The sequence below is a fragment of the Nostoc sp. DedQUE04 genome, assembly GCF_034530995.1.
Lineage (GTDB): Bacteria > Cyanobacteriota > Cyanobacteriia > Cyanobacteriales > Nostocaceae > Nostoc.
This window is the reverse complement of record NZ_JAVRCA010000013.1, coordinates 129898-142927: the sequence shown is the minus strand read 5'-3', so window position 1 is coordinate 142927 and position 13030 is coordinate 129898. Positions and strand designations below refer to the sequence as shown.

11 protein-coding genes are annotated in these 13030 nt (G+C 41.4%); 8 read left to right on the top strand and 3 right to left on the bottom strand.

Annotated elements, in window-relative coordinates; translation table 11 throughout:
• Positions 1-33 precede the first annotated feature (33 nt).
• Positions 34-2061, top strand: a complete 2028-nt coding sequence (gene tkt / locus RM049_RS12135) for a transketolase (protein ID WP_322704332.1) — start codon at positions 34-36, stop codon at positions 2059-2061.
• A 226-nt stretch (positions 2062-2287) separates the two neighbouring features.
• A complete protein-coding gene (locus RM049_RS12130) occupies positions 2288-2716 on the top strand; it encodes a hypothetical protein (protein WP_322672282.1) in 429 nt (142 codons plus the stop codon).
• A gap of 496 nt (positions 2717-3212) precedes the next feature.
• Here the strand turns inward: RM049_RS12130 and RM049_RS12125 are convergent, their stop codons facing one another.
• Positions 3213-4292, bottom strand: a complete 1080-nt coding sequence (locus tag RM049_RS12125; RefSeq protein WP_322704331.1) for a hypothetical protein — start codon at positions 4290-4292, stop codon at positions 3213-3215.
• A gap of 53 nt (positions 4293-4345) precedes the next feature.
• Positions 4346-5329, bottom strand: coding sequence for a hypothetical protein (locus tag RM049_RS12120; RefSeq protein WP_322683887.1), 984 nt, complete (start codon positions 5327-5329; stop codon positions 4346-4348).
• Positions 5330-5842: 513 nt separating this feature from the next.
• Between RM049_RS12120 and RM049_RS12115 the strand changes: the two genes are divergently transcribed.
• From RM049_RS12115 to RM049_RS12095, 5 genes are all read left to right on the top strand, one after another.
• The gene (locus RM049_RS12115; RefSeq protein ID WP_094349166.1) at positions 5843-6595 is read left to right on the top strand and encodes a winged helix-turn-helix domain-containing protein; all 753 of its coding nucleotides are present in this window, start codon (positions 5843-5845) and stop codon (positions 6593-6595) included.
• Positions 6596-6648: 53 nt separating this feature from the next.
• Complete coding sequence (locus tag RM049_RS12110) at positions 6649-7968, top strand: sensor histidine kinase (protein ID WP_322704330.1); 1320 nt, start codon at positions 6649-6651, stop codon at positions 7966-7968.
• Positions 7969-7996: 28 nt separating this feature from the next.
• Positions 7997-8665, top strand: a complete 669-nt coding sequence (phoU, locus tag RM049_RS12105) for a phosphate signaling complex protein PhoU (protein ID WP_322672278.1) — start codon at positions 7997-7999, stop codon at positions 8663-8665.
• A gap of 711 nt (positions 8666-9376) precedes the next feature.
• Positions 9377-10006 carry a Crp/Fnr family transcriptional regulator gene (locus RM049_RS12100; RefSeq protein ID WP_322691036.1) on the top strand — a complete coding sequence of 210 codons (630 nt, stop codon included), beginning with the start codon at positions 9377-9379 and terminating at the stop codon, positions 10004-10006.
• Between the two features lie 132 nt (positions 10007-10138).
• Complete coding sequence (locus RM049_RS12095; RefSeq protein WP_322704329.1) at positions 10139-11818, top strand: iron uptake porin; 1680 nt, start codon at positions 10139-10141, stop codon at positions 11816-11818.
• Positions 11819-11890: 72 nt separating this feature from the next.
• On the opposite strand, the gene RM049_RS12090 is transcribed toward RM049_RS12095, so the two are convergent.
• Positions 11891-12151, bottom strand: coding sequence for a hypothetical protein (locus RM049_RS12090; RefSeq protein ID WP_322672275.1), 261 nt, complete (start codon positions 12149-12151; stop codon positions 11891-11893).
• A 229-nt stretch (positions 12152-12380) separates the two neighbouring features.
• On the opposite strand from RM049_RS12090, the gene RM049_RS12085 reads away from it, so the two are divergent.
• Positions 12381-12983: a DUF3318 domain-containing protein gene (locus tag RM049_RS12085; RefSeq protein WP_322704328.1), complete on the top strand. Its 603-nt coding sequence runs from the start codon at positions 12381-12383 to the stop codon at positions 12981-12983.
• Positions 12984-13030 lie beyond the last annotated feature (47 nt).

The window sequence follows — 13030 nt, the reverse complement described above, 5'->3', positions numbered from 1 at the left end:
AGAGTGCTAACCCGTCGTTAAAAACAAGAGATTATGACTGTTGCAACCCAATCCGCCAAAGAATTGTCCGTCGAAGAACTGGCTATTAACTCGATCCGCTTCTTGGCTGTTGATGCCGTAGAAAAAGCAAAATCGGGACACCCAGGACTACCAATGGGTGCGGCTCCAATGGCTTTTGTCCTTTGGGATCGCTTTATGAAGTTTAATCCCAAGAATCCCAAATGGTTTAACCGCGATCGCTTTGTCTTATCTGCCGGTCATGGCTCGATGTTGCAGTACGCCCTACTGTACCTGACAGGCTACGATAGCGTCACCATCGAAGATATCAAACAATTCCGTCAATGGGAATCCAAAACCCCTGGACACCCCGAAAACTTCATGACCCCAGGCGTAGAAGTCACCACTGGCCCTTTAGGTCAAGGAATTGCCAATGGAGTTGGTTTAGCGATCGCCGAAGCTCACCTTGCCGCTAAATTTAACAAACCCGATACCAAGATTGTTGACCATTACACCTACGTAATTGTGGGTGACGGTTGTAACATGGAAGGAATTTCGGGTGAAGCTGCTTCTTACGCAGGACACTTGGGATTAGGCAAACTCATCGCTCTGTACGACGACAACCACATTTCCATCGACGGTTCCACAGATGTGGCATTCACCGAAGATGTTTCCAAGCGCTTTGAAGCTTACGGTTGGCACGTCCAACACGTTGAGGACGGCAACACCGATTTAGAAGCGATCGCTAAAGCAATTGAAGCAGCTAAAGCTGTCACCGATAAGCCTTCTTTCATAAAAGTAACAACCATTATTGGTTACGGTTCCCCCAATAAAGCAAACACTGCTGGCGTTCACGGCGCTGCCCTTGGTGGAGACGAAATTGCCTTGACTCGGAAAAATTTGGGTTGGGAATACGAACCTTTCGTAATACCCGAAGAAGCCCTCAACCACACACGCAAAGCAGTTGAGCGCGGCGCAGGCTACGAAGACGAATGGAACAAAATATTTGCCGACTACAAAGCTAAGTATGCCGAAGAAGCAGCTGAATTTGAACGTTACCTAAGCAGCAAACTACCCGACGGCTGGGATAAAGTACTACCCACCTACACCCCCGAAGACAAAGGACTGCCCACCCGCAAACACTCAGAAACTTGCCTCAACAAACTGGCGGCGGTTTTACCTGAATTGATTGGTGGTTCGGCTGACTTAACCCACTCCAACTTGACTGAAATCAAAGGCAAGGGCGACTTTCAAAAAGGGCACTACGAAAACCCCAACATCCACTTTGGGGTACGGGAACATGGTATGGGCGCAATCTGTAATGGTATAGCATTGCACAGTTCGGGATTAATTCCCTACGGTGCTACCTTCTTAATCTTTACAGACTATATGCGTGCTGCCATCCGCTTATCCGCACTTTCTCAAGCTGGCGTGATTTGGGTGATGACTCACGATTCCATTGGGCAAGGTGAAGATGGCCCCACCCACCAACCCATTGAAACTCTGGCTTCCTTGCGAGCTATTCCTAATTTAACCGTGTTTCGTCCCGCAGACGGGAACGAAACCTCTGGTGCTTATAAAATAGCGATCGAGAAAGCGAAGCAAAACGCTCCGTCTCTTTTGGCGTTTACCCGTCAAAACGTTCCTAACTTGGCTGGTACATCGGTTGAGGGCGTGGCAAAGGGTGGATACACCGTGGTGGATAGCGAAGGTACACCCGATCTCATCCTGATTGGAACTGGTTCAGAACTGAGCCTCGCCGTCGGCGCAGCCGAAAAACTCAAGGCTGAAGGCAAGAAAGTCCGTGTTGTCTCGCTACCTTCATGGGAACTGTTTGAAGCACAGGATGCGGCTTATAAAGAGTCCATTCTGCCGAAAGCTGTCACCAAGCGTTTGTCTGTAGAAGCTGCCGCTAGTTTCGGTTGGCATAAGTACATAGGTACTGAAGGCGATACTGTTAGTATCGATCGCTTTGGTGCTTCGGCTCCAGGCAGTGTTTGTTTAGAGAAGTTTGGTTTTAGCGTTGATAATGTGTTAGCTAAGGCTAAACAATTGTTGGGTTAATAGCAACAGAATATTCTCAAATTTATGTGGGGTGGGCTGAAAGGCCCGCCTTTTTTTTAGGAAGCTTTTTTATTTATGTAAGCTTTAATTTTTATATTTATTTTGGGAATAATGAAAATGTAGAGAATCAAACCTAACTATGTCTGTAGATTGTATTCTCAATAAAATTTTTGTCATGTTGGATTTGAATAATCAAGCATTATATTTAAATCGATTAGGGTAGACAATGAAAAAGTACCGATGTGAGTTTTGCCATGAATGGTTGGATGAAGAAGATTACCTAAGGCATCACCAAGAACATTTAAAGTTACGTCCAGATGGTCAACAAAATGAGTATGTCACCTTACCCCCGGACGAGTGCGAACAAGCTTCTCTAGAAGGTATTCCATGTATTTATTATCATGCTAAATGCGATAGTTACACTGGAATGCCAGAAGAGATTATTCGCAGCTATTTAAAGAACCCATATTTATATTCAGCAGATATGAGCTTTTGTACAGGTTGTAAAACTCATGTACCGTGCCTTGAACTTGTTTGGACGGAAACGGGTGAGAATATGCAAGTTTATAACGATCGGTTACGTGCAGAATTCTCATACTCTCAAGAACAATCGTTTTTGAAGCGTGTCTGGCAATGGTTCAATCAATCTATTTGAAAATACAGCGATATATGATTTTGTGAAATACCCAGTGTGTTAGCAACAGCGAAAAAAGTTTTGGGTTAATAACAACAAATTAATTTCTAATTTATATGAGTAGGATTGATGTAATTAATAATACTTATAATCTAAATAATATTGTAGTAAATATTAAAAGTTAGTATTATGTCTAGTCAAGAACAAAATTCCAACAAAGCCTTGAAGCAAACGCAGGCAAGCACAACAAAGAAGAAAGTACAACCTCCGCCAGACCTCAAAAAGCCAAAGAAAACTGAATAAAAAGCATTAGAGTTACTTGCAGGGGCTTAAATTAAATTAAGTCTCTACAATTTTCATTAAAAATAAATCAGGGAAGAATTCAGCACCCAGGAATCAGAATTCAGAATTTAGAAGGAATGAAGCACACTTGATATATTGATTTATCAAATGTTCTCCTGATTCTTTAACTATTCTGACTCCTGAATTCTGACTTCTGAATTCTTCCGAAATCAGCTTATTTATTTTTCGCTTGAGTCTTTGCCTGTTCTAAAGCTATTTCTTTGATTGCCTGATATGAATTAACATTTGAAGTACCTTCAATAGCTTTAACTGCCAAATCCTGAACTTGTTTGAGAGCGGATTCCAGTTGTTTAGAAAGATTTTGAATTCGCGTCTCTTGATTAGTAATAGTTTGTTCTAGAGATTGCAGTCTTTGTTCATAGAAACGCTTTTGCCCTTCTACTTCCTTAGAATATAAATCTGATTTGACTTTAGCTTGGTAGTGGGCGATGCCTTTACCTTCTTCTGTAGCTTTTTTGATGGCTGCTTCTTTATCTTTCGGAAAAGCCTCTACTTTAGCTTTTAACTCTTCAAATTGTTTCTCTCTCTCAGAAATTGCTTTCTCCCGTTCAGCCCACTGCTTTTCTGTTTCTTGTAATAATTCTTCTAATTGCTTATATAGCGCTTTTTGCTGTTGCTCGTATTCGTCATTTTGCAGTTGTCGTTGGAGTTCTAAATTATATTTATACTCTGCTGCATCGCGTTGCCGAGTTTTATTTAAGTTTTCATTCCGTTCTTTTATCGCCCGTTGCTGTTCTTCTTGTTCTTTTCCCCAAGTATTTCTTTGCTCTAGTATTTCTTGGAATAAAACTTCAGAACGTTGGCTATATTCTTCCTGATAAGCTTTAGTATTATCTTCATAGGCTTGGATGAGAGTATCCAAGATATCATCAGAAATTTCTAAATTATGCAGCTGTGTTAATTGTTGGATTTCTTCTTCTAAAGTTCGCCTAATTTCTTCCAACTTAGAGGCTTTTGTGGTTAGCTGTTCCGATAATTCATTAGCAGCACTGCCAAAACCTAATTGAATCTTTGCCAAGCTTTCGATTGTATTGTTCATCTTCTGTTGGACACTAGAAAGCTGATTCATAGCTATTTTTTGTTCTAATTTAGGCTGTTCTTTAGTTCCAGACTGGCTTTCGTTGCCAACTTTATCAAGTTCTGATTTCAATGCTGCTTTTTCTTTTGCCAACTCTTCATACGCCTGAAGAATTTCTACTTTAGTATTCTTATCAGTCGGTTTTTTCCCCACCACAACAAACCTCCTCTTCAGGAATTCAAAATTATTAAGATGCTACGAACTCACAACTATTTAGAGTTAGAACTACCAAAAGCCCTCATAGCTAAGTCTTGTGCTTGTTTTAATGCAGTTTGCAATTGAGCAGAAATGCCTTCTATTTGCTCAGATTGCTTCTTAATTGTTTCTTCCAGAGATTGAATTTTTTGTTCATAACTCTGCTTATTAGATTCCCATTCTCTTTCAAATAAATCAGCATCAATTTTAGCTTTTTGGCTTGTTTCTTTAATTGCTTCTTCTCTAGCCTTCTTAACTGCTTCTTCCAGTTCGCTAGGAAATGTAGTTACCTTTTGTTGATAATCTGCAAAGAGTGGTTGGCGTTCAGCGAAGATTTTTTCTCGTTCTGCCCAATCTTTCTCTTTCTTCTGAGAGTTTTCTTGTATTTCCCTTTGTTGTTGGCGCTTTATCCCTTCGTAGCTGTCTGTATTGAGTTTACGAGTAGTTTCTAATTTATACTGAAATTCTTCTTGTTCTTTCTGGCGATCTTTGGCTAATAAATCATTGTATGCTTTGAGTTTTTCTTCATACTCTGCTTGTTCTTTTTGCCATTCTTTTCGCCTGATTGTAATTTCTTTCTCTAGTGCTTCCCTTTTGCTAATAGTATCTTGTTCGAGAATTTTTAATTTTTCTTGATGTTCTTGACTTAAAACATCTAGAGTATCCGCTACAACTCTAATTTGTTGCAGTTCTTGTAGACGTTGGGTTTCAATTTCTATAGCTCGGTTCAATTCATCTAACTTGGAGTTTTCCTGAGCTAGTTTTTCAGATAATCCGTTGAGAATACTGCCAAACTCCAATTGTAAATCAGCTAAACCTTTGACAATACTATCAACTGTATATGCAGAAGCTGCTTGCAGAATTTCTTGACTTTTTGCCTTCTCTGCTTCCTCTTGTTTGGTTGCTATTTTAGATTCAAGTTTTTTTCTGTGGATAATAATTTGTTGAAATGCTTGCATTAGTTGTTGTTTGCTGTCTTTGACTCCAACTGTAGTCATCTTCCAACTCCCTTCAATAGGCAAATGATTTATTGGGTAGCAAGCCATACCAATGACTACCCTATGCAGACATCAGAGTAGCTTTTTAATCAACATTTTTAACGCCGTGGAAATACTGAAATGATCCACATCTAACACTTAGTGGGTAGGAATTTTCCACATATATGTCTTTCTGTTTTTTAGGTATAGTTTTCCCTTTGGGGCTTAATAGTACATTTGTACTAAAATAGATATACCTAAACTAATCTCCTCTGTCAAGATAATCCTTCATCCAATAATGTCTTTCCATCTTGTGAAGACAGAATCGAAAATTCAAAGTCTTTAATTAAAAACTATTTAGAAGCTTGCTGGCACAGTGATTTATGATTTAGGAGACTGCTGTGGTGTATGTTACTTTATGTAAATAAAATCTAAAAGAATTAACTCTAGTAGAAGCGCAGTTGCAGTAAGGCGAGATAATAGACTTAATCATCCTAATTGATACAAGCACAGTCCTAGACTTTTGTGATATCAATGTATACCAGTGAATCGACCAAGTACTCTGCCAGAACGGACATTGGACAAACCAGCCGTATTCTAGTAGTAGAAGATGAAGAATTAATCCAGGAAATGCTAGCTGTAGCTCTGGAAGAAGAAGGTTATGGGGTGATAACTGCTCCTGATGGGCGGTCTGCTATAGAGTATCTTAAAAGTTTTGAAACCAATTCAGGGGAACTTCCCTTCGATCTGGTCATTCTTGATTTGATGCTACCGCAAATCAATGGGCTAGATATTTGCCGTTTGCTGCGTCATCAAGGCAACCCAGTACCTATTTTAATGCTCAGTGCTAAGGGTAGTGAAACTGACCGTGTTTTGGGGTTAGAGGTGGGTGCAGATGACTACCTGACCAAACCCTTTAGTATGCGCGAGTTAGTTGCTCGTTGTCGCGCTTTACTCCGCCGCCAACGCCTAAGCAATTTACCACCAATACCAGTATTAAAATTTAAGGATGTCTCCTTAAATCCCCAAGAATGTCGCGTGCTAGTTCGCGGTCAAGAAGTGAGTCTTTCTCCTAAAGAGTTCCGTTTGCTGGAACTGTTTATGAGTTATGCCCGCCGGGTATGGTCACGAGAACAATTGCTCGATCAGGTTTGGGGGCCGGATTTTGTTGGCGATAGTAAAACCGTAGACGTTCACATTCGGTGGTTGCGCGAAAAATTAGAGCAAGACCCCAGCCATCCCGAATATATTGTGACTGTAAGAGGTTTTGGCTATAGGTTTGGATAATTAGCTGGGATAGTTGTTAGTTTTTAGTAGTCACCAAGAAACTAACAACTCAAATGCTTTTATTGGGATTTTTTCTGGGTTTAGCGGTAGGCATTGGGTTTTGGGTTTGGCAACAGGTTCAACTTAACCGCTACCTGAGGCGCTTACTCCGACCGTTAACCTCGCATTCTGACAAGATGGGACTGCTGCTGATTCCTGGGTTGCGGCAAGAAATAGCGATGGTGAAACAGCAGCGGCAAGATTTGCAGCAGTCGTTGCAAACTTATCAAGACCTGCTAAATTTGGCTCCAGTGGGATACTTGCAGGTGGATGAGGAAAATCAACTGCTGTGGTGCAATCGACAGGCGCAGGAAATTTTGTATCTGCAAAGGTGGCAACCAGAACAGGTGCGCTTGTTATTGGAGTTGGTCAGGTCTTATGAACTCGACCATTTAATTGAGCAAACTCGCGATCGCCAAAAACCCCAGACGGGAGAATGGGTATTTCATCCATCTTGTGATGATGCAGCAGAGATGGCAACAATTAAATCTCTGGCTTTGCGGGCCTCTAGCTTGCCTTTACCTAATGGACAAGTGGGAGTCTTTTTAGAAAATCGTCAACCCCTATTAGATATAAATCAAGCACGCGATCGCTCTTTTTCCGATCTAGCACACGAACTCAGAACGCCCTTGACTTCGATTCGCTTAGTTGTAGAAACTTTACAAAACCGTTTAGAACCACCTTTAAATCGCTGGGTTAACCGCCTGATGCAAGAAGTTGACCGATTGATCAACTTAGTGCAAAGCTGGTTAGACCTTACCCAAATGGAAGCAAACCCAAATATGCAATTGCAAGCCAAAGCTGTAGAATTGCGATCGCTGATTGCATCTGTTTGGGAAACGCTAGAACCTTTGGCACAACGCCAACATTTGTCTTTTTCTTATTCTGGCCCCGAAAATCTGTGGATTAAGGCAGATAAACCCCGGATTTACCAGGTTTTTCTCAACTTGCTAGACAATAGCATTAAGTACAGCCCTCCTTGCACAAGTATTCATGTTGAAGCGAAAATCTTATCAACAAAGGATAACGATCCTGCTTCCTCAATCTTGGAAATAAATCTTATTGATTCTGGAGTCGGCTTTTCTGAAGCAGATTTACCCCACGTTTTTGAGCGATTTTATCGAGGAGATAAAGCGCGAACTCATTCCCCCCAAGATAGTAATTCTATAGGAGCGATCGTTGGCAATGGATTAGGATTAGCGATCGTTGAGCAAATTCTAATTGCCCACGGTGGTTCAATCAAAGCGATGAACCATCCAGAAACTGGTGGTGCGTGGATGCAACTCCAATTTCCTGAAGTTATGGCAAACTCCCTAAGCCAAGACTATAGTTAGTAATATCTTCACCTTTGAGACAACAAGTGTGAAAGCCGTCGATAATACTCCCAATCCTCAAAGACCACAACTCGCACGCGCCATTAGGCGCTTAGAACGGGATGTATTACGCATGGGTGCCTTGGTAGAACAATCATTTCGCCTCAGCCACCAAGCGTTATTTGCTCGTAACTTAACAGCAGCTGAGGAACTCCCCCGATTAGATAAAAAGATCGATCGCTTTTATCGTCAAATCGAATCAGACTGTACGGCAATTATGACGCTACAAGCGCCTACAGCTCCCGATTTGCGCTGCTTGAGTGCCTTTATGCAGCTGGTGCGAGATTTAGAGCGCATTGGCGATTATGCTGAGGATTTAGCTGAAATTGCGATTAAAATTTTTCCTTACGCGCCTCATACGTCGATGCCCGACATTGAAGCTATGTCTCTTCACGCGCAGGCGATGCTAGCAACTAGCTTAAAGGCTTTAGGAGATTTCGATGAAGCGAGTGGACGCCGTTTAAAGCATCTGGATGATACTGTAGATGATGCCTACGATCGCGTTTATCAGACTTTAGCCCAACAACGAGATGTGTCTGGTGTAGTCGAGCCAATTATACTGCTGGCACTGGCAATTCGTTGTCTGGAACGTATGGCAGATCACGCTACGAATATCGGTCAAAGGGTAGCATATATTGTCACCGGTCAACGCTCCTAATTGATATGCTGCAAAGATCCCCGACTTCTACCCTCCAGATATCTGTAAGAAGTTGGGGATCTAAATCCAGCGATTTAGTATAGCCGTAGTCACATAGGTTAACGTGAGTTCGATGAACCTCTCCCGGACAATCTCCCTCTCCCACGGGGAAAGGGAGGAGCAACGAGAAATTAGGGTTTTGGCTCCCCTCTGGGTGTCCAAGAGGGGTTGGGGGAGAGGTCAAAAAAAGGCTTGTCGAACTCACGTTAGGTTAGGACAGTGTTGATACCTCAAAGCCTTGACAAAACTGGGTTTTTACTCAGCACGGGCTAAACGCCCCGCTGACGCTAACAGCACTCAGCACTTTACTATAAGTTATAAGTGCCATTCCACCCTAATATCTTCATAATTTTTGCGCCTACATACTTACTTAGTCTTCAGAAAATACCAAATAATAAAAAATAAGTTAACTAAATATTTTACTAAAAGCTTACCTATTCTTAAACTTACACAATTAAAGTAGCAGATAAACAACTTAAAATTTTGGCTATATCTTACTGATAAATCCCTTAAGTAAAAGTTGTTACCATCAGAAGATTTTGAGTTAGTTCCTAGCTCTGAATTGAGAAGAATAGACTTTCAGTTAAGACAGGTAAATTTTGAGACAAATTGTTAGAGTTTCTTAATCATTGTAAATAGCGAGATTCCCTAATAATTATGTAGTTACGGTTAATGATGTATTCCCCAAGTCCTACTTCAAACTCTTCTATTGTGTTAAATGGTTCTGCTTTGGGCGAACAATTACCCCAACAGATATTTATCCGTCGGGAAGTAATTCCACCTTACAATGACATAATTTGGCGAATTGAATATGGTGCAGTTCGTACTTTAACGTGGAGTGAAGATGGAACATTCATTACTCTTGGTTATTGGGGACTAGGGGATCTGATTGGCTATCCTTTGTCTAAGGTGAAGCCCTACCAGATTGAATGTCTTACGGGCGTGGAAGTAAGCATTGTGCCACCTCATTTGTGGCATCAGGATATTAATGCTTTGTTGTCTCATATTCAACAAACAGAGGATCTACTAAGCATTGTGCATCAAAAACCAATTTCGCTACGCTTATGGCAGTTTTTAGTTTGGTTAAGTGAAAAATTTGGACGTGACATAGATAAGGGCAAGCTAATTGATTTAAATATTACCCATCAGGATATTGCTGAAGTTTTAAATACTACGCGAGTAACTGTTACTCGGCTATTACAGCAGTTAGAAGAAGAAGGAACAGTTTTACGTCACAAACGCCGCATTATCTTGCGATTACCAAATAAATTAATGAAAAACTATAGTTCAGCAGCGTGTTAAATGAATTGCTTGTAATAATCACAGGGTAAAGGTATAATCGTTGCTGTGATTGTGTGTGAAATCCACGAAAGAAAAGTGTTTAAAGCATTTTATCATGACTGGATTATTGTAGGTGTGAGTGAAAGTAAAAACATGACAAAACGATTCTGGAATCTTTTTAAGGTTAGTCCAATTGTATTAGCCGCTACATTTTTCGTTGCTAATAGTGCCTTAGCTGCTGAAGTTAACGAACAGGTAACAAATGTTGGCGAGTTATCTGAAACTCAAGAGTCTAACGACATGAGTCAGGTAACATCAGTTTCTCAGTTTTCGGATGTGCAGCCTACAGATTGGGCGTTCCAAGCTTTACAATCTCTAGTTGAGCGCTACGGCTGTATTGCAGGTTATCCTAACAGTACCTATCGTGGAAATCGTGCTTTAACCCGTTATGAATTTGCCGCAGGTTTGAACGCCTGTTTAGATCGGGTTAACGAACTGATTGCTACAGCTACTGCCGATTTGGTCAGCAAACAAGATTTAGCTACTTTACAGCGCTTACAAGAAGAATATTCTGCGGAACTAGCAACTCTGCGCGGTCGTGTAGATGGATTAGAAGCCCGCACTTCAGAGTTGGAAGCTAATCAGTTCTCCACTACCACCAAGTTGGTTGGAGAAGCAATTTTTGCCGTGTCTGATGTTTTTGGTGACAGTAGAGCAGTTCCTGGTGGTGCTCCTACTCAAGACTTGAATTATAACACCACTTTTAGCGATCGCGTTCGTTTGAACTTGTTCAGCAGTTTCACTGGTACAGACCAGTTGCAAATCCGTTTGAATGCTAACAATACCATTTCTAATGCTGGTAGCGTTGTTGGTGGTGTTGCAACCGGTACTGGTACTAACATGACCCGCTTGGCTTTTGATGGAGATAACGGCAACGCGGTTGTGATTGATAAAATCAACTATGCTTTTAACTTTTCTGACGCGGTGCGTGTCAAAGTTGACGCTAGTGGTGGTGAATTATACGAAAACGTAAACACCTTCAACCCTGACTTTACAAGCTCTGCTAGAGGTGCGCTCTCTCGCTATGGACGTTTTAGCCCCATTTACCGTCAAGGTCAAAATTCTGCTGCTTTGACTGTTACTTTGAATCCTAACAAAGCTATCAGTTTGACTGGTGCTTATTTAGCACCTTCAAGTGGTACTAATGGTATTTTTGGTGCTAATAATCCCGGTCTTAATAATGGGCTGTTCGATGGTGATAACACCATCTTCGGTCAATTAACTTTCAAACCCAGCAAAGCCTTCAATATTGGTCTAACCTATGCCCATAGTTACTTCGCTGGAAATGCTGCCAACAGTCTCTTCCAAGGAACAGGTAGCGCTTTTGCCAATAACCCCTTTGGGGCTGGTACTCGCACTGAATCCAATAACTACGGTATCGAAGCTTCCTTGCAACTTGGCTCTACCTTGACTATTAGTGGTTGGGGGGGTTATACAACTGCTGATGCTCTTACTGGTGCGAATGCGGGTACAGACGCAGATGTTTGGTACTGGGCTGGATCGCTTGCTTTGAAAGACTTTGGTGGCGAAGGCAGTGTTTTAGGTGTGATCTTTGGTCAACCACCCAGAGTTACTGGTGGTAGTATCAAAAATGTCGCTGGCAATACTACCTTCGACGACAGTACTTCTTATCACTTAGAGGGTCTTTACAAGTACAAGGTTTCCGATAATATTCAAGTAACACCTGGCTTGTTAGTAATTTTCAATCCAGAGCACAACGATGCTAACGACACTGAATATGTAGGTACTCTACGTACTACCTTCACCTTTTAAAATTGGCAAAGCTCAGAATTAGATAAACAAAACCCCACTTTTAGGTGGGGTTTTGTTTAGGAAGAAAATTGGCTATGTAGGATGGTAATCTGGCTGATTGGATATATCTTTTGGGGGGCGATCGCTACTCCAAGCCCACCACACAGAACCACAGTGACAGTAATAGAACTCTTGCCATTTACGACGACGGTCTTCTGTAAGTACAGGCGATCGCCGATTTAGCCAAACTTTCTCAGCTTCTAGGCTACTTGAGTGGCAGTTAGGACAGCAAAAATTGTATGCATGTATTGCCTTATTCGTCCATTCAGGTGGGAGGGTAGCAAAAGCGTCCATGTAGTTACAAATGTAGTCTTAATGGCAAGCCAAAACTTTGAGGTTTGGAATTTGGCGGCAAAGGAATACTATAAAATCCCGCCATACTATCAAACTGCTGAATAAATATTCTTATAGATCGATCTGAATTTATTCAAGACTGTGAAATCTTATAAATCAAAGGTTAACATGAAAACTTTATTTTTTACACACCTAGTTACTATGCACATTATGGCTAATAATTAAATTTATGGAGCCAAATGTTGAAATTCGCCGTTTGTTAGATGTGATGCCTGCTTCTGGTCGGATGACGACAAAAATCGTCAGTAAGCCAGAGCAAGCAAAAGTAATTGACGCTTCCTTTCCCCAACCCTGGAACCAAGCGCGACCGATATATATTAATTTTGATTTGTGGCGTCGCCTGACAAAGGCGCAACGAGACTTGTTGCTGTTGCAGATGGTTAGCTGGTTGACGGGGGTAAAGTGGTTTAAACCCGACATTTATCAAGGCGTGGTGTTGGCTGGGCTGTTAGGCGGATTCTTAGAAGCAACACAATCAGATGTAGTAGGCGTTGCTGTCGCTGGGGGATTAAGTGCGATCGCTGCTTTTCGGATTTGGCGCACTAATAAATCTCAAGAGTCAGAGTTAAATGCCGATGCAGCCGCAATTAAAATAGCGCAGCGGCGTGGTTATTCAGAAGTTGAAGCAGCCCAGCATCTGTTATCAGCAATTGAAGCCGTAGCCAAAATTGAAGGGCGTTCCGGTTTGAATTTTACTGAGTTGATTCGTTGCCAAAACTTACGAGCGATCGCAGGTTTATCACCAGTGGGTATACCAGAAAGTTATAAGTAAAAATAAGTAATAATCAAAATTCAGAATCCATCTGTCTGAATAGTTAC

Bases quoted from the DNA above. Each gene is read 5' to 3' on its own strand.
- RM049_RS12115 (WP_094349166.1), top strand. From the start codon at position 5,843: ATGTATACCAGTGAATCGACCAAGTACTCTGCCAGAACGGACATTGGA.
- RM049_RS12110 (WP_322704330.1), top strand. From the start codon at position 6,649: ATGCTTTTATTGGGATTTTTTCTGGGTTTAGCGGTAGGCATTGGGTTT.
- RM049_RS12100 (WP_322691036.1), top strand. From the start codon at position 9,377: ATGATGTATTCCCCAAGTCCTACTTCAAACTCTTCTATTGTGTTAAAT.
- tkt (WP_322704332.1), top strand. From the start codon at position 34: ATGACTGTTGCAACCCAATCCGCCAAAGAATTGTCCGTCGAAGAACTG.
- RM049_RS12095 (WP_322704329.1), top strand. From the start codon at position 10,139: ATGACAAAACGATTCTGGAATCTTTTTAAGGTTAGTCCAATTGTATTA.
- RM049_RS12085 (WP_322704328.1), top strand. From the start codon at position 12,381: ATGGAGCCAAATGTTGAAATTCGCCGTTTGTTAGATGTGATGCCTGCT.
- RM049_RS12120 (WP_322683887.1), bottom strand. From the start codon at position 5,329: ATGACTACAGTTGGAGTCAAAGACAGCAAACAACAACTAATGCAAGCA.
- RM049_RS12090 (WP_322672275.1), bottom strand. From the start codon at position 12,151: ATGGACGCTTTTGCTACCCTCCCACCTGAATGGACGAATAAGGCAATA.
- RM049_RS12130 (WP_322672282.1), top strand. From the start codon at position 2,288: ATGAAAAAGTACCGATGTGAGTTTTGCCATGAATGGTTGGATGAAGAA.